Here is a 24,214-nt window from a genome sequence, read left to right as displayed (position 1 = left end):
ACCCCATTTTAATAAAACAGGGTAATTTATAAATAAAATTGTATTGTTACTATTTTAGTATTAAAGATAAGTAATATTGAATATTGCTATCTTTAACAAGATAAATAACGCAAGATCCCTTCCGCTGCTTCTCTTCCTTGTGCTATCGCGGTGACCACCAGATCGGAGCCTCTTACAATATCACCTCCAGCAAACACCTTAGGATTGGTCGTTTGCAAAGGTAATAGTGGATCATCATTAATAATAATTCTACCCGATGATGCGTATTGAATATTATTTTCATCTAACCACGGATAGTGTGCAGGTTTAAAACCAAATGCAAGAATAACCGCATCTGCGGATAATATATGTTCGCTGCCTTCTATATATTTTAATTCCCCGTTGGTTTGTGTTTTTATTACACGAACACCGATGACGTTATTATTAGCATCTACTTCAATATCAAGGGGTTGGCGATTAAATAAAAATTCGCCACCTTCTTCTTTGGCATTTTTTACTTCACGTTTAGAGCCGGGCATATTATTTTCATCGCGACGATAAACACAAGTTACTTTAGTGGCACCTTGGCGAATAGCGGTTCGTACACAATCCATCGCCGTATCCCCACCCCCTAACACCACCACGTGCTTTTTATTGAGGTCGATATAAGGTGATTGGGGATCTTCTGCATAACCCATTAAATGGCGAGTATTACCAATTAAATAAGGTAAGGCATTATAAACCCCCATTGCGTTCTCATGGGCAAAATGACCACTCAAACTTTGATAAGTACCCAAGCCAAGGAAAACAGCATCATATTGCTCTATCAGTGTTTTTAGTGAGATATCTTTGCCTATTTCTGTATTAAGACAAAAGGTTATTCCCATTTCGCTAAATAACTCGCGTCGTCTTACCATAAGCGATTTTTCAAGTTTAAAAGAGGGAATACCGAAAGTGAGTAATCCACCGATTTCAGGGTGTTTATCATAGACTACGGGTTTTACTCCTTGGCGGATCAGCACATCAGCACAAGCCAATCCCGCAGGGCCTGCACCAATAATGGCGACTTTTTTATCTGTCATGGTGACTTGAGACAGGGAAGGGCGCCAGCCCAGCGCAAAGGCGGTATCATTGATATAGCGTTCTATATTACCAATAGTGACCGCACCAAATTCATCATTTAACGTACAAGCGCCTTCGCATAATCGGTCTTGTGGACAAACACGACCACAGATTTCCGGTAAGCTATTGGTTTGATGAGAAAGCTCTGCTGCTTCTATTATTCGTCCTTCATTGGCTAATTTTAGCCAATTAGGGATATAGTTATGCACCGGGCATTTCCATTCACAATAAGGATTACCACAGTCTAAACAGCGATCGGCTTGTGCAGAGGCTTGCTCAGCAGAAAATGCTTCATAAATTTCGACAAACTCAATTTTACGCACAGCTAACGGCTTTTTAGTCGGTTCAACGCGATTTAAGTCGATAAATTGATACACATTCTGACCCATCATTTTTCTCCTATTGTGCCTGAACGCGTAATTCAGCGACTGAACGGCGAGGATGACCTAATAAGGCATGAACATCACTCGATTTAGGTTTGACTAATTTAAAGTGTTGTGACCAATATTCCCATTGAGAAAGTAGTCTTTCTCCTTGTTGGGAGCCAGTTAGCCGTACATGCTCTGCGATCATACCGCGAAGATGCTCTGCCAAAATCGCATAATTAGCCACGGGAAGAAGCTCAATAGAGGCGTTATTGATCCGTTGTGATAGTGTGGTATCTTCATCTAACAGATAGGCAAAGCCCCCCGTCATCCCTGCACCAAAGTTAATCCCTGTTTTACCAAGAATACAGACAATACCGCCGGTCATATATTCGCAGCCATTATCCCCAACCCCTTCAATCACCGCAATGGCGCCAGAGTTTCTGACTGCAAAACGTTCACCCGCTAATCCAGATGCATACAGTTTTCCACCTGTTGCGCCATATAAACAGGTATTTCCCATAATCGTGGTCTGATGGGCTTTAAAGGCAGAACCGACTGGCGGTGAAATAACAATGCGTCCACCCGCCATGCCTTTCCCGACATAATCATTGGCATCACCCACTAAGGTTAATTCCACCCCTTGCGCATTCCAGACGCCAAAACTTTGACCAGCAGTACCCGTAAAGTGAAGTTTTATTGGTGTAGCAGATAAACCACTTTCACCATAGGTTTTGGCAATGAGCCCGGATAACGTGGCTCCCACTGAACGGTCTGTGTTACGAATGGAAAAATAGTGGGTTTGGCTTATCTTTTGTTCGACGCCTGTGATGGTTTGCGCAACAATACGTTGATTTAATTCTCCTTTATCATAAGTATCATTGTGCTCCTGACAATAGAGCGCTTTACCTGTAGGAGAGGACGCGGTTTCTAATAATCCTGTGAGTGATAATTTTTGCTGCTTACTGGTTATCCCCTCTAAGCAAGAAAGCAAATCCGTTCTGCCGATTAAATCGGTTATTTTCCTTACGCCAAGTTGTGCCATAAGTTCACGGGTTTCTTGGGCAATAAAACGGAAATAGTTGATAACGCGTTCAGGTAAACCATGAAAATGTTGGCGGCGTAGGGTTTCATCTTGGGTCGCAACCCCCATAGCGCAATTATTTAAATGGCAAATTCGCAGATATTTACAGCCTAACGCCACCATTGGCCCTGTACCAAAACCAAAACTTTCAGCCCCTAAAATGGCCGCTTTTATAATATCAACCCCCGTTTTTAATCCACCATCAACTTGTAAGCGCACTTTATGACGCAGATTGTTGGCAACTAATGCTTGTTGCGCTTCTACTAGCCCTAATTCCCAAGGGCTACCTGCATATTTAACTGACGTTAATGGGCTGGCACCAGTACCGCCGTCATAACCTGCAATAGTAATTAAGTCTGCATAAGCTTTAGCGACTCCGGTGGCGATTGTACCAACGCCCGGCTCAGAGACCAGTTTGACAGAAATAAGCGCACGGGGATTAATCTGTTTTAAATCGAAAATCAGTTGTGCTAAATCTTCAATAGAGTAGATATCATGATGGGGAGGCGGGGAAATCAGTGTGACTCCCGGTACGGCATAACGCAGTTGCGCAATATAAGGCGTGACTTTATCACCGGGTAACTGGCCACCTTCACCGGGTTTTGCCCCTTGTGCCACTTTAATTTGTAATACATCGGCACTCATTAGATAAGACGGCGTGACACCGAAACGACCTGAAGCTATCTGTTTGATACGCGAAACTTTGTTGGTGTTGTAGCGTGCCGGATCTTCACCACCTTCTCCAGAGTTTGAAAATCCGCCTAAGGTATTCATTGCTTGCGCAAGGGCTTCATGGGCTTCTTTACTTAATGCACCAATTGACATCGCCGCAGTATCAAAGCGTTTAAACAGTTCACTTTCTGCTTCGACATCTTCAATTGCAATAGGGGTTGTGTCATTGAGAGCTAATAGATCACGTAAGGTGGTAATAGGGCGTTGTTGCACTAATTGGGAATAATGTTGGTAATCAGCATAGTCACCACTATTTACCGCTTTTTGCAACGCTTGAACCACATCAGGATTATAGGCGTGATATTCTCCTTGATGGGTATATTTTAATAACCCACCAGCGTCTAGAGGATAGCGAGTTAGCCAAGCACGTTTGGATAGATTAAATAAGTCTTGTTCAAAATCGCTAAAATCTGCACCGTTAATACGATTATCAACCCCATCGAAGCAACGTTTAACGACATTATCATGCAACCCTACGGCTTCAAATAGCTGTGAGCAACGGTAAGAGGCAACGGTGGAGATCCCCATTTTGGACATTATCTTATACAGACCTTTGTTGATCCCATTGCGATAATTGAGCATGACTTGCGCATAAGTACCGGACAATATTTTTTTATCGACTCGTTGCGCTAAGGATTCATAAGCCAGGTAAGGGTAAATAGCGGTTGCGCCAAAACCTAATAGTACAGCGAAGTGGTGGGGATCACGGGCGCTTGCAGTTTCAACAATAATATTGGCATCACAGCGTAAATTATTATCTACCAAGGCTTTTTGTACCGCACCTACCGCCATAGGCGCAGGAATAGGTAATCGCGCTTGAGTGATATTTCTGTCGGATAAAACCAGTAATACTGCACCACGATTAACCGCTTGTTGCGCCGTTTCACATAAGATGTGTAGTGCGGTTTCTAAATTATTTTCAGTCGGTTGATAGGTGATATCTAGCGTGATGGATGAATAATAAGGGCTTTCTTGATTGAGTAGTTGTTGAAAATCACTATAAAGCAAAATGGGTGATTTAAAACTGAGGCGATGGGCTTGTCCTTCCGCTTCACTAAAGACATTCATTTCGCGACCAATACAGGTTGCTAAAGACATCACATGCGCTTCTCTTAATGGATCAATCGGCGGATTGGTCACTTGCGCAAATTTTTGTCTAAAATAGTCATAAATTAAGCGTGGGCGCTGAGAAAGTACGGCAAAAGGCGTGTCATCTCCCATCGAGCCGGTGGCTTCCTGCCCATTTTCAGCCAGTACATGCAAAATCGTTTCCAGCTCTTCTTGGCTATAAGCGAACTGTTTTTGGTATGTCGCCAGTAAGCTATCATCAAAAGCGCGCTCTCCTGTCGCTTGTGGCTCAGGCAATTGCTCAAAAGGGATCAGACGTTTAACGTTACGCTCCAACCAAAGTTTATACGGGTGTCGCCTTTTTAAATCTTCGTCAGTTTCAGCAGAATGTAAAATGCGACCTTGATAAGTATCTATTACCATTAGTTCGCCAGGGCCGACACGCCCTTTTTCTAGAACTTCATCAGGTTGATAATCCCAAATGCCAATTTCAGAAGCACAGGTAATAATATTATCGGTCGTGATAACATAGCGAGCTGGACGCAGGCCATTTCTATCGAGTGTACAGGCTGCATAGCGACCGTCAGATAACACGATCCCCGCAGGTCCATCCCAAGGCTCCATATGCATAGAGTTAAAATCAAAAAAAGCACGTAGATCATCATCCATTTGTGGATTATTTTGCCATGCGGGCGGCACTAATAGGCGCATAGCGCGGACAATATCCATCCCCCCATTAAGAAAGAGTTCGAGCATATTATCCAGTGAGCTTGAGTCTGAGCCACTCTCATTTACAAAAGGCGCTGCAGTTTGTAAATCGGGGATCAGCGGCGTATGAAATTTATAGGCTCTTGCTCTTGCCCATTGACGATTTCCGGTAATGGTATTGATTTCACCATTATGGGCAAGATAGCGAAAAGGCTGCGCAAGCGGCCATTTTGGGGTGGTATTGGTGGAAAAACGTTGATGAAAAAGACAGATGGACGATTCCATCCGTAAATCCGCTAAGTCAGTAAAAAAGCGAGGCAAATCAATTGCCATGCACAGCCCTTTATAGACAGTCACTAAATTAGAGAGGCTACAAATATAAAAATCATTATCGGTAATACGTTTTTCAATTCGGCGACGAGCGATAAATAAGCGGCGCTCAATATCATTAATACGCCATCCGGCAGGCGCATTGACAAAAATTTGTTCTATTGACGGTAAAGAAGAGAGGGCGATACTGCCTAAAATATCTGTGTTAGTTGGTACTTTACGCCAGCCAACGATAGAGAGTGTTTCTCGTTGCAATTCTTCTTCAACAATTTGACGGCACTGTGCAGCAATAGCATTATCTTGGCTTAGAAATAGCATGCCGACCGCGTAATTGTTCGCTAAATGCCAGCCATTTTCCTCGGCAATTAACTGAAAAAAACGCGTTGGTTTTTGTAATAATAACCCACAACCATCGCCGGTTTTTCCATCAGAAAGGATCGCGCCACGATGCTGCATACGGGCAAGGCCATGGATCGCATTTCTGACAATTTTATGGCTGGCTTTCCCCTCAATATGGGCTATTAACCCAAAACCACAATTCTCTTTTTCCGCTGTTTTTTGATAGAGCATAGTTTGCTTCCTACTCAGTTTATGGGCACCTCAAGAACGAGCGCAAAAGGAACGATTTTGTCTCAAGGGTGTAGGTAAATTTATGGGTGCTCATCGGGTGATGGTGTCTTTAGCTTTGCTATCTCGGTTTTTTATTTTGCTAAGCTACTAGTCAAATTATCGATAAATAAAAAACAGGTCAATCAGCAAGGATATTTGACTATAGCCAGCGTGATGAGCGTTTTTTTTCTTTAATTATTTGATAAATAAAAATATTATTTGAAAATTATTTCATTGGTTATGGGATAGTGAGTGTGAGCTATCTCACTTTTTTTATGGGGTTCTGCTTTATTGCATTCTTTGATGTTAGATAATGCCAGTGAATTTATCTTAATTATTAATCTATTTTAGTATTTTATTGTTTTTATACTTTTTATCTAAAAAAAGACAAATTGCATTTTTTAATTTCTCTCTTTGGTAAAGAATATAACTATTATTTATGTAATACCTCTATAAATTGTTTTTATAAATGCTCGCGGGGAAAAAGGAGGATCACTGATACAAAATAATGCAAAGGCAAGATACAAGGTGAAAAATCGTGTTTTGGCTACAATTTTCTGAATGTTCACCACTTCGTCAATGTATTTTTAAGGTATCATTCTCTAGATTCAATCTATTGGAGTTTTCAATGAAATTGCTCAAAGGGCTTGCCCAATATTATGTAGATTTAATGATGAGGCTAGGGTTAATCCGCTTCTCATTACTGTTAGCATCCGCATTGGTTGTATTAGCGATGGTCGTACAGATGGCCGTGACATTCCTACTTGCCGGTGATGTCACTAGTATCGATCTGGTACGCTCTATCTTCTTTGGTTTGATTATTACCCCTTGGGCTGTCTATTTTCTTTCCGTGGTGGTAGAGCAACTTGAAGAATCACGACGTCGTTTATCGCGGATGGTCGATAAATTAGGCGTAATGCGACAGCGAGACTTAGAGCTGAATTCACAATTAAAAGAGAATATTGAGCAATTAAATTTAGAGATCCAAGAGCGTGAAAAAGTAGAAAAAGCCCATCTTGAACTATTGGAAAAACTCAAAAGTGAAATGAAGCGTCGTGAATTGACGCAAATTGAACTAGAGCAACAATCTTCCTTGTTACGCTCCTTCTTAGATGCCTCGCCAGATCTGGTCTACTATCGCAACGAAGATAATGAATTTTCTGGTTGTAACCGTGCTACAGAGCTATTGACCGGTAAAAGTGAAAAGCAATTAATTGGCTTAACACCACTGGATGTGTATGACGAAGATATCGCCGTCAAAGTGATGGAAACCGATGAGAAAGTCTTTCGCCATAATGTGTCACTCACTTATGAGCAGTGGTTGGTGTATCCGGATGGGCGTAAAGCGTGTTTTGAGTTACGCAAAGTGCCCTTTTATGACCGAATTGGTAAGCGTCACGGCTTAATGGGCTTTGGACGTGACATTACAGAGCGTAAGCGCTATCAAGACGCGTTAGAAAATGCTAGCCGTGATAAGACCACCTTTATTTCTACAATCAGCCATGAGCTACGTACGCCGCTTAATGGGATTGTGGGGTTAAGTCGTATTTTATTGGATACCGAATTATCACCAGAACAGCTCAACTACTTAAAAACTATCCATGTCAGTGCCATAACGTTAGGTAATATTTTTAACGATGTGATTGAAATGGATAAAATTGAGCGCAGAAAGATCCAGCTTGATAACCAACCTATCGACTTTACTGAATTTATCTCTGATTTAGAAAACCTATCGGGATTATTAGTCCAGCCTAAAGGGTTAAAATTCACCTTAGAAGCGCAAGAAACGTTACCGCATAAAATTACCACCGATGGGACTCGTTTGCGTCAAATCTTATGGAACTTAATTGGTAATGCGGTGAAATTTACCCAAGAAGGGGAAATTAAAGTACGCATTTGGCAAGAAGCGCCTGATAAGTTGTTCTTTGAGGTGAAAGATAGTGGTATTGGTATCCCTCAAGGTGAACTTGAGAAAATCTTTGCCATGTACTATCAGGTCAACGACAGTCAAGGTGGACGTTCTGCAACGGGAACAGGTATTGGTCTTGCTGTCTCAAAACGCTTAGCACAGCATATGGGAGGCGATATTCATGTGGAGAGTGAGTTAGGGCATGGTTCTATCTTTACGCTTTCCATTGTCGCTCCTGCGATTAAAGAGCAAAGTGATTTTGAAAAGGATGATGAATTATTGCTTCCTGCCCTTAATATCTTACTGGTTGAGGATATTGAGCTAAATGTTATCGTAGCATGTTCAGTATTAGAAAAATTAGGCAACACGGTAGATGTGGCGATGACTGGGCAAGAGGCTTTGCAAATGTTTAAGCCGGGTGAATATGACTTAGTATTGTTAGACATTCAATTACCTGATATGACCGGATTTGATATTTCAAGAAAATTACGTCAAGAGTTTGATAGCAGTGAATTGCCGCCATTGATTGCCTTAACCGCCAATGTCTTAAAAGACAAAAAAGAGTATTTAGACGCTGGAATGAATGATGTGCTCAGTAAACCGCTTTCTGTGGATGCGTTGACAGCCATTATTAATAAATTCTGGGGAGATGAAGCGGTTTCCGTGACATCGAGTGAGTCACCTCAATTGTTGAGTAAAAATGAAGAGTTACTCGATATCGACATGCTGAATCAATACATCGAACTTGTCGGACCTCAATTAATCACGGATGGTTTAGATGTTTTTGAAAAGATGATGCCAAGTTACCTGTCTGTCCTTGAATCTAATCTGACGGCACGTGATCAAAAGGGCATCACTGAGGAAGGACATAAAATCAAAGGCGCGGCAGGCTCTATAGGTTTAAAACATTTACAGCAACTGGCAAAACAGATCCAATCTCCAGAATTACCTGCATGGTGGGATAATGTTCAGGAATGGGTAGATGAGTTAGAAAGAGATTGGAGAAAGGATGTAGAAAGTTTAAGAAACTGGTTGGCAGACGCTAGAAAAAAATAACCCCAACCGAAGGTTGGGGTGCGCGAATACTGCGCCAACACCAGGGAAACTTTTCTACTCGCTTTTTTGATTATCATTACATAGGCGAATAGGATGAAGCTATTCCATACATCATACAAGCAACAAAATAGCAAATATAAGTTTTTTTGTTACAAGAAACATTTAAATATGTGATGGCGATTGGTGTTTACACCTATAAATGGGTAACTAGTAATCTACTACAAATGGAGAAAGATATGAAATCAATTGCGGTAATTTTAAGTGGTTGTGGTGTCTTTGATGGCAGTGAAATTCACGAATCAGTGCTCACAATGCTTGCTTTAAGCCAAAATAAAGCTGAGGTTCATTATTTTTCACCTAATGATTTTCAACCTACTGTAATTAATCATATTACTGGAGAAGAAAAAGCAGAAAAAAGGAATATGATGGAGGAGGCTTCACGTATTTCTCGTGGAAAAATATCGCCTTTATCAGATGCTAAGGCTGAAAACTTTGATGCGGTAATTATCCCCGGAGGTTTTGGTGCAGCAAAGAACTTATGTAATTTCGCCACGAAAGGTGTTCAGTGTGAAATTAACCAACAGCTCTTAACTTTTGTTCAAAAGATGCATCAACAGAAAAAACCACTAGGTTTAATGTGTATCGCCCCCGTTATGTTACCAAAGATGTTAAATGCCCCAGTAAAACTAACCATTGGTAATGATGCAAAAACGGCAGAAATGATCACCGAAATGGGAGGGGTACATATTAATTGTCCTGTCGACGAAATAGTGGTTGATGATGAGTATCGGGTTGTGACCACCCCTGCATATATGCTGGCAGAATCGATAGCACAAGCTCAGGTGGGGATTGAGAAGCTGGTTAAAAAAGTACTAGAAATGGCATAACAATAGAGTGAATACAGCAGATGGTACTAGTGAGAAAGTTAAAGAAACTATTAATTATTCTAATTGCTTTGTGGTTAGGGATAGTTGTCCTGTTTTCTTTTTTACCGGTGCCTTTTTCTGCTGTAATGCTACAAAGACAAATTTCTTCGTGGAGTAAGTTTGATTTTTCTTATGTATCACGTTCTACATGGGTTAATGAAAATGAGATATCCCCACAGATCTATTTAGCGGTAATAGCCTCTGAAGATCAAAATTTTCCAAAACATTGGGGATTTGATTTCGATGCGATTGAAAAAGTTTTCCAAAATAGCCTGCAAAGCTCAAAAACGATACGAGGTGCCTCTACTATTTCACAACAAACGGTCAAAAACTTATTTTTGTGGGATGGGCGTAGTTGGATAAGAAAAGGACTTGAAGCCGGAATGACGCCAGTGGTGGAGCTGATTTGGTCTAAAAAACGTATTTTAACCGTTTATCTGAATATCGTAGAGTTTGGCGACGGTATTTTTGGGGTTGAGCAGGCTTCTCAGCACTATTTTCGCAAGCCTGCTAAACAACTCACCGCCCATGAGGCGGCTTTATTAGCCGCTGTTTTACCTAATCCACATATTCTTCATGTTAATAAGCCTTCCGCGTATTTGCTAAAACGTCAGCAGTGGATCTTAAATCAAATGCGATTAATGGGAGGAACTTCGTTTTTAAGCAAAAATGCGTTGTTATAACCGTTAAAATACTTTTTTTATTGACTCGTCATTTTGTGACGCCATTGTTGCTATTGCATTCGGATCGTTTGCTTGGCGAGATTGGGTGCGAAATTGCGATGGTGTCATACCATATTTACGTTTAAATGCGTCACAAAAATAAGCATTACTACCAAAACCACAGCGATGACTAATTTGAAACACAGAATAGTTAGAAAAGGTGAGGTAATTTAATGCGATCCCCATTCTGACATCCAACAGTAATTGGCAAAACGAAACGCCCTCTTTACTTAAATGGCGACGTAATGTTGATGGCGTAGTATAGAGCGTTTTTGCTACATCCTCTAAATGCCATTTACGTTGCGGATCTTGTGTTATTAGATGAGTAATCGCCTGATTTTTTGGCTCATCATAATTAAAACGAAAAATATTAAGAATATCGACCCCTTCGTGATAAACCGCCAGCAAAATAAAAAAGAGGCTCTGTTGCATAAACAGGGTCTCTTGAGAGGGGGTGCCATGTTCAAGCGGTAGACATTGCTGAAGTAACGTAAAATTAGTTTTAACCACCTCAGGTGTTGATAGATGATAATCAGGAAGATGACGAGTAATCGGCGCCCCTGATTTTATTAATGGTTTAAGTAAAGAGAACACAGATTGTAATTCAGTTTCAGACAGTACTAAGGTATGTAATTCAATCGGTTTGGTCGGGAAAAAATTTGTCACATCACAAGAAACTTGACTATATTTAGGAATAATCAACGTGAGATTAGTGGTGACTGTGATAGTTTGCCCATTAATACAAATCTCACCTTTTGCACCATATACCATCGCGATCATCGGGTTTTCGATGTAAAACGTTTTTAAGGATATTTGGTTAGAAGAAAGTATGTGTTTGTATTCCATTGTCTTAGATATACCACAGGCAAGTTCAAAATGAACATGGGTTAAAATAAACAAAGCTTAAAGTTAACCACTTAATTTGTGAACTTATAAGCAGTAAGCATGGGTTTTATTATCACAATATTCCTATTGCGAAACCGCGTCGTTATACCGAATAGTATAAGAGTGGCTCAGAATATAATCTTGTTGCTGAGCAATAACAATATCGATATCTGTTCATTTTTTACTTTTATTTTTACCATTGTTATTTTTTCTAAACAAATTGCTGTTTATTTAAAACGCATTTTTTGAAACTCGGTGTAAAATCGCGCGGCATTGATGGAGCGCTTTATCCTGTTTGAGGAAAATGCAATTTATCTTTATTCACACCCTACCCAACATTCATTTCATTATTTTCTCGGTGATTTTGAATGACATAATCTGATGGGTAGTGCGGTATATATTCGTCTATTTCCTGATTTATTTGATCAATTTTGCCAAGTTGGCAGGAGTGGGTATGCCTGACTTTTCTGAGAAGGGTTGGCTTGCTGACATCGCTTTACGATATGAGTTAAAGCGAGGAAAGACATGTCTTACTGAAAAACGTCATCTCGGCCCCTTAATGGTTCAGCGACCTTTTTATCCAGAGCAAGGTGTTGCACATACCTATTTGTTGCATCCTCCTGGTGGGGTGGTCGGTGGTGATACGTTATCCATTAATATTAATGTGCAACCTTACGCACATGCCCTATTAACAACGCCGGGGGCGACAAAATTTTATCGTAGTGCAGGAGGCACTGCATCGCAAACGCAGACATTGACGGTTGCACAAGAGGGCTTTTTAGAGTGGTTACCCCAAGAGAATATCTTTTTTCCTGATGCTCAAGTGTGTTTAACCACACATATTCATTTAGCCTCATCAGCGAAATTTATCGGCTGGGAAATGCAGTGTTTTGGACGCCCAGTTTTAAATGAGTGGTTTGAAACTGGCAAGGTAAAAGGGCGCTTAAATTTTTATGTTGATGAGAGATTAATTTTAACAGAGTCAATGCGGGTTGAAGGCTTACAAAAACAAGCTGCCGCAATGCGTGAATTTCCTATGTTTGGCTCGCTTTATATTTATCCTGCAACCGATGCATTAAAAGAGATTATTCAACACCATTTAGAGAAGATAAATCCGCTAGTTGAATATGGTTTAACGGATGTTGATGGCATTTTAGTTTTACGTGTATTAGGGACGCAAACCGAGCCGATGATGGCGTGTTTTGCGCAAGTATGGCAAATCGTCAGACAGCACTGGCTAGGTTATTGCCCTGAGCCACCGCGGATCTGGGCGACATAATCGTTTATTTTAGGAGCAGAAATGGAATTAACACCAAGAGAAAAAGATAAATTACTGCTTTTTACTGCAGGCCTTGTTGCAGAAAGACGTTTAGCTAAGGGATTAAAACTTAATTACCCTGAAGCTGTCGCCTTGATTAGCTGCGCCATTATGGAAGGCGCACGAGAGGGGAAAACAGTTGCTCAATTAATGAGTGAAGGACGTACTGTTTTAACCGCAGAGCAAGTAATGGAAGGGGTGCCAGAGATGATAAAAGATGTTCAAGTAGAGTGCACTTTCCCCGATGGCACCAAATTGGTTTCAATTCACTCACCTATTGTGTAGGTAATAACATGATCCCCGGTGAAATTAGAGTTAATGCAGCATTAGGCGATATTGAACTGAATGCTGGTCGCGAGACAAAAACCATACAGGTGGCTAATCATGGCGATAGGCCTGTACAAGTCGGCTCTCATTACCACTTTTATGAAGTGAATGAGGCACTCAGATTTACACGTGAAGAGACATTAGGTTTTCGTTTAAATATTCCTGCTGGTATGGCTGTGCGCTTCGAGCCCGGTCAAAGCCGCACTGTTGAGTTAGTGGCTTTTGCAGGAAAACGTGAAATTTATGGTTTTCATGGCAAAGTGATGGGTAAATTGGAGAGTGAGAAAAAATGAAAACTATCTCACGTCAAGCTTATGCGGATATGTTTGGCCCAACAACAGGCGATCGTTTGCGATTAGCAGATACCGAGCTGTTTCTTGAAATTGAAAAAGATTTCACCACTTATGGCGAAGAGGTCAAATTTGGTGGTGGTAAAGTTATTCGTGATGGTATGGGGCAAAGCCAAGTTGTTAGTGCTGAGTGTGTCGATGTTCTGATCACCAATGCCATTATTTTAGATTATTGGGGCATTGTAAAAGCAGATATTGGCATTAAAGATGGCCGTATTGTCGGTATTGGTAAGGCAGGTAATCCAGATGTTCAGCCCAATGTGGATATTGTCATTGGCCCCGGAACAGAAGTTGTTGCGGGAGAAGGTAAAATTGTCACTGCTGGTGGTATTGATACCCATATCCACTTTATTTGTCCGCAACAAGCCCAAGAAGGTCTCGTTTCTGGCGTAACCACCTTTATTGGTGGAGGAACAGGCCCTGTGGCGGGTACTAATGCAACCACAGTTACCCCCGGTATTTGGAATATGTACCGCATGTTAGAGGCGGTGGATGAATTACCTATTAATGTGGGGTTATTTGGTAAAGGTTGTGTCAGTCAGCCCGAAGCAATCCGCGAACAAATAACAGCGGGTGCTATAGGTCTTAAAATACATGAAGACTGGGGGGCAACGCCAATGGCAATTCACAATTGCCTTAATGTCGCCGATGAAATGGATGTACAGGTGGCTATTCACTCTGACACCTTAAATGAAGGTGGTTTTTATGAAGAGACAGTAAAAGCCATTGCCGGTCGAGTGATCCATGTATTCCATACCGAAGGTGCAGGTGGTGGTCATGCCCCTGATGTGATCAAGTCGGTAGGAGAGCCCAATATTTTACCTGCATCAACCAACCCAACGATGCCTTATACCATTAATACCGTGGACGAGCATCTTGATATGTTGATGGTCTGTCATCATCTCGATCCCTCTATTCCTGAAGATGTGGCATTTGCTGAATCTCGTATTCGTCGCGAAACCATTGCTGCAGAAGATATCTTACATGATATGGGGGCAATTTCGGTGATGTCGTCAGACTCACAAGCCATGGGACGAGTCGGAGAAGTTATCTTACGCACTTGGCAGTGTGCACATAAAATGAAATTGCAACGAGGCACATTAGCGGGTGATAGCGCAGATAATGATAATAATCGTATTAAACGTTATATCGCTAAATACACGATTAACCCGGCACTGGCACATGGTATTGCTCATACGGTGGGATCAATAGAAAAAGGTAAACTTGCGGATATCGTGCTATGGGATCCTGCTTTCTTTGGCGTCAAACCGGCACTTATCATAAAAGGTGGTATGGTCGCTTATGCGCCAATGGGGGATATTAATGCGGCTATTCCAACACCGCAACCGGTTCATTATCGTCCAATGTATGCCTGTCTAGGAAAAGCCAAATATCAAACGTCGATGATCTTTATGTCAAAAGCGGGTATTGAGGCGGGAGTGCCAGAAAAATTAGGCTTAAAAAGCTTAATTGGTCGTGTTGAGGGCTGTCGTCATATCACAAAAGCTTCGATGATCCACAATAACTATGTTCCTCATATCGAGTTAGATCCACAAACTTACATCGTTAAAGCGGATGGTGTACCACTGGTTTGTGAGCCAGCGACTGAATTACCGATGGCTCAACGCTATTTCTTATTTTAACCAGCGTTTTTATTGAGAATTTATTGAATGAAAAAATTTACTCAGGTTATTGATCAACAAAAAGCGCTTGAACTAACCTCTACAGAAAAGCCAAAGTTAACCCTTTGTCTTACCATGGATGAGCGCACCAAAAGTCGCTTAAAAGTGGCTTTAAGTGACGGGCAAGAAGCCGGGCTATTTTTGCCTCGAGGCACCGTACTTAAAGAGGGGGATATTCTGCTGTCAGAAGAGGGCGATGTTGTCACCATTGAAGCGGCTAAAGAGCAAGTATCAACGGTTTATAGTGACGATCCATTATTGCTTGCTCGTGTTTGTTATCACTTAGGTAACCGACATGTACCATTGCAAATAGAAGCGGGTTGGTGTCGTTATTTTCACGATCATGTATTAGATGATATGGCTCGCGGCTTAGGGGCTACGGTGGTGGTTGGCTTAGAAAAATACCAACCTGAGCCGGGGGCTTATGGTGGGTCATCCGGTGGTCATCACCACCACCATGATCACCACCATTAATGGCACTGCGATCATCAAAGGAGGTGCATGATGCTAGCTGATCTGCGCTTATATCAATTAGTTAGCCCCTCTCTTCCGGTAGGTGCTTTTACTTATTCTCAAGGGTTAGAGTGGGCCATTGAAAAAGGTTGGGTATGCTCAGCAGAAACCTTGTCAGATTGGTTAAGCGCACAAATGACCGGAACATTAGCCACACTCGAGCTTCCTATATTGCGGCAATTACAAACGAGTTTGGCAAAGGGTGATAGCGATACAGTGAAATATTGGTGTGACTTTATGGTCGCAAGTCGCGAAACCAAAGAGTTAAGGCAGGAAGAGCGTCAACGGGGGATTGCTTTTGCCCGTTTACTCCCTCAATTAGGCATTGAATTAGACGATACGTTACAACAGCGGGTTAAACAGACGCAATTAATGGCGTTTGCGTTAGCTGCCGTGCATTGGCATATCGATAGTGAAAAGCTCTGTTGTGCCTATGTTTGGGGCTGGTTAGAAAATACGGTGATGTCTGGGGTAAAACTGGTGCCATTAGGGCAAAGCGCAGGGCAAAAAATGTTGTTTGCTCTAGCTGAGCAGATCCCCGCTATTGTTGAGTTATCGGCACATTGGCCACAAGAGGATATTGGCAGTTTTACGCCAGCTCAAGTGATCGCCAGTAGTCGCCATGAAACTCAATATACTCGACTTTTTCGTTCATGAGATAAAGAGATGCAAGAATATAATCAACCACTGCGTATTGGTGTTGGTGGCCCTGTTGGATCAGGAAAAACAGCACTATTAGAAGTTCTTTGTAAAGCTATGCGCGATAGTTACCAAATCGCTGTTGTTACCAATGATATATATACACAAGAAGATGCAAAAATTTTAACTCGTGCGCAGGCTCTTGATGCTGATCGGATCATTGGTGTTGAAACAGGAGGATGTCCTCATACGGCTATTCGTGAAGATGCTTCAATGAATTTGGCTGCTGTAGAAGAGTTGGCGATGCGCCATAAAAACTTAGATATTGTTTTTGTCGAAAGTGGCGGAGATAACTTAAGTGCGACCTTTAGCCCTGAATTGGCTGATCTTACTATTTATGTTATTGATGTTGCAGAAGGTGAGAAGATCCCTCGCAAAGGGGGACCGGGGATCACACATTCTGATCTGCTGGTGATCAACAAGATCGATCTTGCGCCTTATGTGGGAGCGTCATTAGAAGTGATGGAAGCGGATACAGCAAAAATGCGTCCTGTGAAACCTTATGTTTTTACTAACTTAAAAGAGAAAGTAGGTTTAGAGACGATTATCGATTTTATTATTGATAAAGGTATGTTGAGACGTTAATCACTATGAGTACCAGTATCGGTTATCGCTGTTACAATGACCGATACTGGTAAAATAATACGCTATCACCACGTGATACCCATCAGCGATACATTTAGTTTAGATAGGTAAATGCCGTTGTTACTTTAACAACACCTTTGGTTTCGCTGGCAATTTTAGCGGCTGCAGCCCCTTCTTGACGGGTCAATATCCCTAATAAGAATACTTCGCCATTTTCGGTGATCACTTTTACGGAAGATGATTTGACAGCATCGCTAGCTAAAATTTGTGAACGTACTTTAGTGGTTAACCATGTATCTGAAGAAGCAGTGCCTAATGTCACAGGCTCACCTTGGCGAACTTCATTATAAACATTGTTTACTCCTTCCACTTTGCTGGTAACTTGTTTGGCCGTCTCAGCAACCGACATATCTGGACTTTGCCCAGTTAACAATACATTACCTTGATAAGCGGTGGCGACAATGCGCGCATTACTGTTCTTGATCTGTTGGTTTTTATTTAGAGCACCAGAAACTCGGGCTTCCAATGTGCCATCATCAACTTGTTGTCCTAATGAACGAGGATCGGTTGCGGTTTTGCCTGCAACGGCAGCAGTACCCACCACAGCGGCACCAATACAGCCTTGTAGCAATAGCGCGGAACAAAGTACTGCGGTAATCGGAAGCAATTTCATAGTAACTCCTTAGTCATCCTGATGTGGGAATAATGTATTATCAATTAAGTCGCAGAGACAATTGACCGTTAACATCTGCACTTCCTGTATTCTGACTGTACGCTGAGAGGGGATCCTGATCTCCACATCTTGAGGGCCTAATAATCCAGCAAGCTCACCGCCATCATAGCCAGTCAGTGCAACAATGGTCATATCTCGAGTAACAGCGGCTTCAACAGCTTTAATAATGCTTCTGCTATTACCATGAGTGGAAATAGCTAACAGTACATCACCTGCTTGCCCTAATGCCCGTACTTGTTTGGCATAAATTTCATCATGTTGCTGATTTCCCATAATGGCGGTCATCACAACACTGTCGGTATTTAAAGATAATGCCGGTAAACTTGGGCGCTCTGTTTCAAAACGATGGATCATACTAGCAGCAAAGCGTTGAGCCGTTGCTGCTGAGCTACCGTTGCCACAGCTTAATATTTTATGTCCGTTTAACAAAGATTGAACCATCATCATGGCAGCTCTGGAAATGGCATCGGGTAACGCTTCTGCTGCTGCAATTTGAGTTTGAATACTCTCTGTAAAGCAGACTTTTATTCTATCAAGCACGTTAAGACCTATATAATCTAATTTAACGAATAAATTCCGTATGATCGAGAATGTTTTTTAGCCATATTAACTGGCGTTGATCAAATGCACAAATATCAAAGCGACAGTTAACCGTCTCGATACTTTGTTGGCGCTGAGCTAACCAACAATTGGCGGCGTACCATAAGCGGCGCCGTTTACTGTAGGTCACTGAGCTGATTGCATCACCAAATTGTGCACTACGCCGAAAGCGGACTTCAACAAATATCCATGTTCTATTACCCTGCATAATAAGATCAATTTCTCCACAGGGATATCGGACATTACGCTCAATTAACTTTAACCCTTGTTGGCGCAAGTAATTTAACGCTTTTCTCTCATAATATTGTCCGACTAGATAAGTACTTTTAGGAATAATCATCCATGATTTCCTGATGTTATCTCTTATAAATAAACCGCCTCAAGATAAAGTCAGCTCCTTATCTGGAGACTTCAAAGAGGCGGTTTATGGGGGAAATTGCTTACTTATTGTCCCACAGGTTCAATTTTACCTTGTTTAAATTGCATCCATGGGAGTTGTCGATAAATAGTGCAATTATCTTCCACACGTAAAGAGCCAGAAACACCATTGAACTGTAAGGTTCCTTTGGTGAGTTCATTGTAATTGTTTGCTAATGACCATGCATCAATACCCATAGCGTAAAGGCGCATTAATGAGTAATCGTTCGCAAATTTACTGGATGCTTTTTGCATTAACGGTAAATTTGCTCCCGTCATAAGAGGAATATCACTAAATTGGATACCGTCCATTTCCATACGAAAATCTGGCCCCATTCCCCCTTGATTACTGCGTGAACTGACATAAATCGGTGGGCGTTTTTTGGTACTGATTGCCATATCAATCATTGGTTTAATCAATGTTAACTCATCGCTAGTGGCAATGATATACACAGAATCGATAGCACCGTTTGTTGTTGGCATTGAAGCGGTATCTAATGGCAGTGGTGCATTGTCTGTTGGCAATACCGGGGTTCCTGTCATTCGAATACCCACGCCACGATTAATTGAACTTTTTAGACTATCAAGAGAGCCGAAAGTTTGTTGTAAGACGGTTCCACCCCCGCTAAGCTGCCACTCATCCGCAAAAGTTTGTGCCATTCTTTGACCGAATTTATTGTCAGGAACGATAATGAGTGGGTTAGATTTTTGTTGCTGGCGTAAGTGTTGAGCCGCATTACGAGTTTCATCTTCTGGGGAAAGTGAAAAGAAACACACTGTAGTAGCAAGAGGAATATTATCAACTTCATTTAGTGCTAAAACAGGTAAACCACTTTTTAACTCAATAGTTTTGATCACTTCGGGTTTTAATAGTGGCCCCACAATTAAATCAGCACCCTCTTGTTGCACTTGTTTCAGTAACAGATCAATGGGTTGGCTATTGGTATCATACATAATCACTTGGCGATTATTTTGGACAATAGGATCTAATTGCACGCGGCTATTACCCGCAAAGGCTTCGGTTTCTTTTGCTGAAGTAGCATCACTATTTTCAGAGCTTTCCGCTGTATTATCATCCGTTGAATTATCGTTTTCCGTTGTTGCTGTGTCTGCATTCGGAGATGAAATACCTAATTCTGCTAAAATGGAAGCTAAACTATCTTGTTGGGGCGCTTCTGGCGCTGCGTTAGCTTGAGGTTGAGGTAAACCTTCTTTAGCATCGGTAAAGCCTTGCATAATAGCATTACCAAACACTTTAGCTTGTCCTGTTAACGGTAATAATAATGCGATTTTTCCGCTGTTACTGACGGCAGATTGTGATTGGCGCAATAACAGCGTCGGTAATGTTAGCGCTCCTGGATTGCGTGGATAGCGTGTTTGCCATTCGCGTATTGCTTGGGATAATTTACCCGCATCATCTTGGTTATATTCATAAGTGTTGAGTAAATCTAACCAGCCTTGTAATGTATTTTCATCAGCTTTGATTACCACACTACGACGTTGTTCAGGCGTAAGCTTCGTGAGTGTTAACCAAGTATCATCAATATTTTGCTGATGTAATACAGGATCAGTGATAAGGGGTTCTAGGCCAATATAGGCACGGATCACATCTAAAGAGGCTTGTCCGTTCGCATCATCAATGACTTTCTGAAATTGTTTCATTTCCACTTGCGCTTTTTCAGCAGGTGTCAGTGGCTGTTGTTGTTGCCCCGTCAGGGTACAACCTGACATAATCAAGGCAGAAAGTATTGCAGTATAGGATAAACCTGTTTTAAAACGCACAAAAATTGAGGAAAGCATACTGTACCCAGTGATGTTTTATAATTATGCTCAATTTTAAATCGGTCATTCGGAATAAACAATGAATCAACCTAATCGAGCAGCGGTAACGACATCCACACTGTACATAGTACCCACACCCATTGGTAATCTGGGCGATATCACCCAGCGGGCACTTGATGTGCTGTCTCATGTCGATTTAATAGCTGCAGAAGATACCCGTCATACAGGGCTTCTATTACAGCATTTTGCCATTAACGCACGTTTGTTTGCGTTACATGATCATAATGAACAGCAAAAAGCAGATCAATTAATTAGCAAATTACAACAAGGGCTAAGTATCGCATTAGTCTCTGATGCAGGTACACCATTAATTAATGATCCCGGCTATCATTTAGTCAATCAGTGTCGCAAAAACGGTATAAAAGTGGTGCCATTACCTGGGGCATGTGCGGCAATTACCGCGCTATCAGCCGCCGGATTACCTTCTGACCGTTTTTGTTATGAAGGTTTTTTACCAGCAAAAACAAAAAGTCGTCAAGATTGTTTGCGTGATTTAGCACAAGAGCCTCGTACTTTAATCTTTTATGAGTCCACCCACCGTTTATTAGATAGTTTAGCGGATATGGTGACGGTTTGGGGGGAAGCGCGCTATGTTGTATTGGCAAGAGAATTAACCAAAACGTGGGAAACCATTCAAGGAATGCCTGTTGGGGAATTACTTAACTGGGTTCGTGAAGATGAAAATCGCCGTAAAGGGGAAATGGTATTAATTGTGGAAGGGTATCAAAAGCCACAAGAAGACCATTTTGCCCCAGAAGTATTACGCACATTGGCGATTTTACAAAAAGAGTTACCTTTGAAAAAGGCGGCAGCAGTTACCGCTGAGATTTATGGCGTGAAGAAAAATGCATTGTACAAACACGTCATTGCGCAAAATGAAGCGGAACAAGATCAGTAAAACGATTTTTTGTTTCTTTCGCTATACATTAACGCGGAAAATCCTTATAATCCGCCCCCTGAGTTGACTAGACAACCGCTGCTTTATCGTTGTCCCTTCGGGGAGACGGATAGAGGGGAGGAAAGTCCGGGCTCCATAGGGCAGGGTGCCAGATAACGTCTGGGAGGCGCGAGCCTACGACAAGTGCAGCAGAGAGTAAACCGCCGATGGCCTGTTTACAGGATCAGGTAAGGGTGAAAGGGTGCGGTAAGAGCGCACCGCGCAACTGGTAACAGTTTGTGGCATGGTAAACTCCACCCGGAGCAAGACCAAATAGGGGTTCTTATGGTGCGGCCCGCATTGAACCCGGGTAGGTTGCTGGAGCCAGCGCGCAAGTTCTGGCCTAGATGAATGGTTGTCCACGACAGAACCCGGCTTAACGGTCAACTCACCTTATATAAAACCCTCGATTCACTCTGTGGCTCGAGGGTTTTCTGCTTTATTGCTATTGCTATTGCTAGTGTGATGATAAATGATTGCTCGCTGATATCGCTAGCTGATTAAGAAACGATATCAATAAAAAGACCACGAAAAGCCTTTTGACATCTTAGCGCTAGCATATTGCTATCTTGAATAAAAGCACCATCACCACAACGGATTTCCCCAAGCTCTTGCTCTGAGGTTTGGAAATGGACACCGCCTTTGATAGATTGCAAATAGCCTTTCTGACCCTGTATCGGCAAGGTTATTTCATCCCCTTGTGCTAAGTTAATATGATAGAGCCAGATATTTTGCCTTAGCATCAAACTGCCATTATCCCCTGATGGGGAAGCCAATAATTGATATTTTAAATCTTCATTTAAAGCTAATTTTTGTGAAGCGATGCTCTCTTGTTGTGGGCACGCATTTAGCCATAATTGAATACGAGTTAATGGCGTATCTGGACTACTATTTCTTTCAATGTAAGTTTCTGTATTATGAGGCGAAATTAATAAACACTCGTTTTGTTTGGCGGTAAGTGTTCGCCCCATATTATCAAGATAAGTCGCTTCACCTCTTAAGATCAGGTTGACGACATCCACATGAGGATAGGTTTTTGCTTTAAACTCAGAATTTGGTGCGAGCACTTCTTGGTTCAGTACTCTTAATGTGCCATAGTCTAAAAAATGAGGATCGAAATAGTGGCCAAAGGAGAATGTGTAGCGAGCTTGTAGCCAGCCATAGTCCGCTTTGCCACACTGTTGTGCTGTTCTGTATTTTATCATCGCGGTACTTTTCGAGTCGATTAATCAATATATTCATCATAGAGATATGGACTGTAGATTGTTAGCAAGTTAATCTGGTGCCAATAATCAAATTATTTGATAGAGATAAGTATAATGAGTAAAGATAAAGCCATTACATTGGAATCTCTACGAGTGATGGATGCCATTGATCGTAGAGGAAGTTTTGCTGCCGCCGCTGATGAGCTAAATCGCGTCCCATCAGCACTCAGTTATACCATGCAGAAATTAGAAGAAGATTTGGATGTTGTGCTATTTGACCGTTCAGGACATCGAACTAAATTTACTAATGTGGGAAGAATGTTACTTGAAAGAGGGCGTATTCTTCTTGAAGCTGCAGATAAATTAACTTCTGATGCTGAAGCGCTAGCTCGCGGTTGGGAGCCACATATTACGATTGTGTGTGAAGCATTAACACCCGCATCTCGCTTATTCCCGTTAGTTGAAAAATTAGCTGAAAAATCAAATACACAACTCTCTTTAGTCACCGAAGTACTTGCTGGGGCATGGGAAAGCTTGGAAAGTGGTAAATGTGATATTGTTATTTCACCGGATATGCATTTTCGCTCTTCATCAGAAATCAATTTCCGCCCTTTATATAATACCACCAGTGTCTATGTTGCCAGCCCTGATCACCCTATCCATAATGAACCTGAACCACTTGCAGAAGAAACTCGCTTAAAATATCGCGGTATTGCTATCGCCGATACCGCAAGAGAACGACCTGTTTTAACTGTACTGTTATTAGATAAACAGCGTCGTTTAACGGTGAGTTCGATTGAAGATAAACGTCGAGCATTAATTGCCGGTTTAGGGGTTGCTACTATGCCTATTGATTTAATTGAAGATGATTTAAAAGAGGGGCGTTTGCGTGTGGTTGGCCCTGAATATCATCATGAAAATAATATTATTATGGCGTGGCGCAGAGACAGTATGGGAGAAGCTAAATCCTGGTGTTTACGCGAAATTCCTAAACTCTTTGCCGCGGATAAAAAATAGTTTGTTCGCTAGAGTTTGATAATGCAATTAAAAAAGATCCCCTAGAGGATCTTTTTATTATTAAATCTATTATTACCAATTTTTCTTAAATAGGCGATCTAAGCTCCATTTACCCGGACCTGTGATAACCAGTAATAAATAGCCACCCGCAATAGTCATATTTTTCATAAACATTAACTGATTTGCACCTTCTGCAAAGTTAGTGTGGAACAGTAGTGCGGTTAACAGCGTAAATACACTGGTAAAGATAGCCGTTGTGCGAGTTAAGAAACCGAATAATATGGCTAATCCACCCCCTAACTCTAATAAAATGGTTAAAGGTAATAAGGCTCCCGGAACACCCATTGATTGCATATACTGTTGCGTACCTTCATAGGCTTCAATTTTTCCATACCCTGCGCTGATAAATAAAATTGGCATGAGAATACGTGCGATTAATAAGGCAATGTTTTCAAAATTCTTCATGATGTTTATTCCTGATAAAATTTTATATT

Annotated in this window: 21 protein-coding genes and 1 other RNA gene; 13 read left to right on the top strand and 9 right to left on the bottom strand. The window is 41.6% G+C overall.

Going from position 1 to position 24,214, the window contains the following annotated elements; genetic code table 11:
* Positions 1–92: 92 nt before the first annotated feature.
* Positions 93–1,490 carry an FAD-dependent oxidoreductase gene (locus AACU98_RS14500; RefSeq protein ID WP_004248929.1) on the bottom strand — a complete coding sequence of 466 codons (1,398 nt, stop codon included), beginning with the start codon at positions 1,488–1,490 and terminating at the stop codon, positions 93–95.
* 10 nt (positions 1,491–1,500) lie between these two features.
* Positions 1,501–5,958 carry a glutamate synthase large subunit gene (gene gltB, locus AACU98_RS14495; protein WP_135091573.1) on the bottom strand — a complete coding sequence of 1,486 codons (4,458 nt, stop codon included), beginning with the start codon at positions 5,956–5,958 and terminating at the stop codon, positions 1,501–1,503.
* Between the two features lie 667 nt (positions 5,959–6,625).
* Here gltB and arcB point away from each other — a divergent pair.
* The 3 genes from arcB to mtgA all read left to right on the top strand — a co-directional run bounded on the left by arcB (position 6,626) and on the right by mtgA (position 10,571).
* Complete coding sequence (arcB, locus tag AACU98_RS14490; RefSeq protein WP_161734985.1) at positions 6,626–8,962, top strand: aerobic respiration two-component sensor histidine kinase ArcB; 2,337 nt, start codon at positions 6,626–6,628, stop codon at positions 8,960–8,962.
* Positions 8,963–9,198: 236 nt separating this feature from the next.
* Positions 9,199–9,849: an isoprenoid biosynthesis glyoxalase ElbB gene (gene elbB, locus AACU98_RS14485; protein WP_049201466.1), complete on the top strand. Its 651-nt coding sequence runs from the start codon at positions 9,199–9,201 to the stop codon at positions 9,847–9,849.
* 20 nt (positions 9,850–9,869) lie between these two features.
* On the top strand, positions 9,870–10,571 hold the full coding sequence (mtgA, locus tag AACU98_RS14480; protein WP_020945156.1) for a monofunctional biosynthetic peptidoglycan transglycosylase: 702 nt from the start codon (positions 9,870–9,872) through the stop codon (positions 10,569–10,571).
* 3 nt (positions 10,572–10,574) lie between these two features.
* Here mtgA and AACU98_RS14475 read toward each other — a convergent pair whose 3' ends face one another.
* Entirely contained in the window at positions 10,575–11,456 is an 882-nt protein-coding gene (locus AACU98_RS14475; protein ID WP_004245268.1) for a helix-turn-helix transcriptional regulator, read from the bottom strand.
* Positions 11,457–11,949: 493 nt separating this feature from the next.
* On the opposite strand from AACU98_RS14475, the gene AACU98_RS14470 reads away from it, so the two are divergent.
* Genes AACU98_RS14470 through ureG form a run of 7 tightly spaced genes read left to right on the top strand, consistent with a single transcriptional unit; the run spans position 11,950 to position 16,969 of the window.
* Positions 11,950–12,774 (top strand): urease accessory protein UreD, encoded by an 825-nt coding sequence (locus AACU98_RS14470; RefSeq protein ID WP_161734982.1) that lies wholly within the window; start codon positions 11,950–11,952, stop codon positions 12,772–12,774.
* Positions 12,775–12,795: 21 nt separating this feature from the next.
* Positions 12,796–13,098 carry an urease subunit gamma gene (gene ureA, locus AACU98_RS14465; RefSeq protein WP_004245265.1) on the top strand — a complete coding sequence of 101 codons (303 nt, stop codon included), beginning with the start codon at positions 12,796–12,798 and terminating at the stop codon, positions 13,096–13,098.
* 8 nt (positions 13,099–13,106) lie between these two features.
* A complete protein-coding gene (locus AACU98_RS14460) occupies positions 13,107–13,433 on the top strand; it encodes an urease subunit beta (RefSeq protein WP_036971283.1) in 327 nt (108 codons plus the stop codon).
* Entirely contained in the window at positions 13,430–15,133 is a 1,704-nt protein-coding gene (gene ureC / locus AACU98_RS14455; protein WP_004245262.1) for an urease subunit alpha, read from the top strand. The genes AACU98_RS14460 and ureC overlap by 4 nt, the downstream gene beginning before the upstream one ends.
* A gap of 27 nt (positions 15,134–15,160) precedes the next feature.
* Positions 15,161–15,646 carry an urease accessory protein UreE gene (ureE, locus tag AACU98_RS14450; RefSeq protein WP_161734979.1) on the top strand — a complete coding sequence of 162 codons (486 nt, stop codon included), beginning with the start codon at positions 15,161–15,163 and terminating at the stop codon, positions 15,644–15,646.
* 27 nt (positions 15,647–15,673) lie between these two features.
* A complete protein-coding gene (locus tag AACU98_RS14445; protein WP_012368848.1) occupies positions 15,674–16,342 on the top strand; it encodes an urease accessory protein UreF in 669 nt (222 codons plus the stop codon).
* A gap of 9 nt (positions 16,343–16,351) precedes the next feature.
* Entirely contained in the window at positions 16,352–16,969 is a 618-nt protein-coding gene (gene ureG / locus AACU98_RS14440; RefSeq protein ID WP_004245259.1) for an urease accessory protein UreG, read from the top strand.
* A gap of 94 nt (positions 16,970–17,063) precedes the next feature.
* Here ureG and dolP read toward each other — a convergent pair whose 3' ends face one another.
* The 4 genes from dolP to AACU98_RS14420 form a co-directional block, all read right to left on the bottom strand.
* Positions 17,064–17,642, bottom strand: coding sequence for a division/outer membrane stress-associated lipid-binding lipoprotein (dolP, locus tag AACU98_RS14435; RefSeq protein WP_004248935.1), 579 nt, complete (start codon positions 17,640–17,642; stop codon positions 17,064–17,066).
* 9 nt (positions 17,643–17,651) lie between these two features.
* The gene (gene diaA / locus AACU98_RS14430) at positions 17,652–18,242 is read right to left on the bottom strand and encodes a DnaA initiator-associating protein DiaA (protein ID WP_004245257.1); all 591 of its coding nucleotides are present in this window, start codon (positions 18,240–18,242) and stop codon (positions 17,652–17,654) included.
* Between the two features lie 22 nt (positions 18,243–18,264).
* Positions 18,265–18,642, bottom strand: coding sequence for a YraN family protein (locus tag AACU98_RS14425; protein ID WP_004245256.1), 378 nt, complete (start codon positions 18,640–18,642; stop codon positions 18,265–18,267).
* Positions 18,643–18,746: 104 nt separating this feature from the next.
* Positions 18,747–20,519 carry a penicillin-binding protein activator gene (locus AACU98_RS14420; protein ID WP_104459383.1) on the bottom strand — a complete coding sequence of 591 codons (1,773 nt, stop codon included), beginning with the start codon at positions 20,517–20,519 and terminating at the stop codon, positions 18,747–18,749.
* Between the two features lie 61 nt (positions 20,520–20,580).
* On the opposite strand from AACU98_RS14420, the gene rsmI reads away from it, so the two are divergent.
* Together rsmI and rnpB are read left to right on the top strand one after the other, a co-directional pair.
* Positions 20,581–21,459, top strand: coding sequence for a 16S rRNA (cytidine(1402)-2'-O)-methyltransferase (gene rsmI, locus AACU98_RS14415; protein WP_004245252.1), 879 nt, complete (start codon positions 20,581–20,583; stop codon positions 21,457–21,459).
* Positions 21,460–21,518: 59 nt separating this feature from the next.
* Positions 21,519–21,893, top strand: an RNA gene (gene rnpB, locus AACU98_RS14410) — RNase P RNA component class A.
* 105 nt (positions 21,894–21,998) lie between these two features.
* Here the strand turns inward: rnpB and AACU98_RS14405 are convergent.
* Positions 21,999–22,703 (bottom strand): pirin family protein, encoded by a 705-nt coding sequence (locus tag AACU98_RS14405; RefSeq protein WP_004245251.1) that lies wholly within the window; start codon positions 22,701–22,703, stop codon positions 21,999–22,001.
* A gap of 114 nt (positions 22,704–22,817) precedes the next feature.
* Here AACU98_RS14405 and AACU98_RS14400 point away from each other — a divergent pair, with 114 nt between their 5' ends.
* The gene (locus AACU98_RS14400) at positions 22,818–23,720 is read left to right on the top strand and encodes a LysR family transcriptional regulator (protein ID WP_004245250.1); all 903 of its coding nucleotides are present in this window, start codon (positions 22,818–22,820) and stop codon (positions 23,718–23,720) included.
* Between the two features lie 72 nt (positions 23,721–23,792).
* Here the strand turns inward: AACU98_RS14400 and AACU98_RS14395 are convergent, their stop codons facing one another.
* The gene (locus tag AACU98_RS14395) at positions 23,793–24,185 is read right to left on the bottom strand and encodes a DoxX family protein (protein ID WP_004245249.1); all 393 of its coding nucleotides are present in this window, start codon (positions 24,183–24,185) and stop codon (positions 23,793–23,795) included.
* Positions 24,186–24,214: the final 29 nt, after the last annotated feature.

The sequence above is a fragment of the Proteus sp. G4380 genome, from assembly GCF_963885725.1.
GTDB lineage: Bacteria > Pseudomonadota > Gammaproteobacteria > Enterobacterales > Enterobacteriaceae > Proteus > Proteus mirabilis.
The sequence above is the reverse complement of the archived record's forward strand: the minus strand, read 5'-3'. Positions and strand labels throughout refer to the sequence as shown.

Coding starts and splice junctions, on each gene's coding strand:
- AACU98_RS14500 (WP_004248929.1), bottom strand. CDS start 1,490: ATGGGTCAGAATGTGTATCAATTTATCGACTTAAATCGCGTTGAACCG.
- gltB (WP_135091573.1), bottom strand. CDS start 5,958: ATGCTCTATCAAAAAACAGCGGAAAAAGAGAATTGTGGTTTTGGGTTA.
- arcB (WP_161734985.1), top strand. CDS start 6,626: ATGAAATTGCTCAAAGGGCTTGCCCAATATTATGTAGATTTAATGATG.
- elbB (WP_049201466.1), top strand. CDS start 9,199: ATGAAATCAATTGCGGTAATTTTAAGTGGTTGTGGTGTCTTTGATGGC.
- mtgA (WP_020945156.1), top strand. CDS start 9,870: ATGGTACTAGTGAGAAAGTTAAAGAAACTATTAATTATTCTAATTGCT.
- AACU98_RS14475 (WP_004245268.1), bottom strand. CDS start 11,456: ATGGAATACAAACACATACTTTCTTCTAACCAAATATCCTTAAAAACG.
- AACU98_RS14470 (WP_161734982.1), top strand. CDS start 11,950: ATGCCTGACTTTTCTGAGAAGGGTTGGCTTGCTGACATCGCTTTACGA.
- ureA (WP_004245265.1), top strand. CDS start 12,796: ATGGAATTAACACCAAGAGAAAAAGATAAATTACTGCTTTTTACTGCA.
- AACU98_RS14460 (WP_036971283.1), top strand. CDS start 13,107: ATGATCCCCGGTGAAATTAGAGTTAATGCAGCATTAGGCGATATTGAA.
- ureC (WP_004245262.1), top strand. CDS start 13,430: ATGAAAACTATCTCACGTCAAGCTTATGCGGATATGTTTGGCCCAACA.
- ureE (WP_161734979.1), top strand. CDS start 15,161: ATGAAAAAATTTACTCAGGTTATTGATCAACAAAAAGCGCTTGAACTA.
- AACU98_RS14445 (WP_012368848.1), top strand. CDS start 15,674: ATGATGCTAGCTGATCTGCGCTTATATCAATTAGTTAGCCCCTCTCTT.
- ureG (WP_004245259.1), top strand. CDS start 16,352: ATGCAAGAATATAATCAACCACTGCGTATTGGTGTTGGTGGCCCTGTT.
- dolP (WP_004248935.1), bottom strand. CDS start 17,642: ATGAAATTGCTTCCGATTACCGCAGTACTTTGTTCCGCGCTATTGCTA.
- AACU98_RS14425 (WP_004245256.1), bottom strand. CDS start 18,642: ATGATTATTCCTAAAAGTACTTATCTAGTCGGACAATATTATGAGAGA.
- AACU98_RS14420 (WP_104459383.1), bottom strand. CDS start 20,519: ATGCTTTCCTCAATTTTTGTGCGTTTTAAAACAGGTTTATCCTATACT.
- rsmI (WP_004245252.1), top strand. CDS start 20,581: ATGAATCAACCTAATCGAGCAGCGGTAACGACATCCACACTGTACATA.
- AACU98_RS14405 (WP_004245251.1), bottom strand. CDS start 22,703: ATGATAAAATACAGAACAGCACAACAGTGTGGCAAAGCGGACTATGGC.
- AACU98_RS14400 (WP_004245250.1), top strand. CDS start 22,818: ATGAGTAAAGATAAAGCCATTACATTGGAATCTCTACGAGTGATGGAT.
- AACU98_RS14395 (WP_004245249.1), bottom strand. CDS start 24,185: ATGAAGAATTTTGAAAACATTGCCTTATTAATCGCACGTATTCTCATG.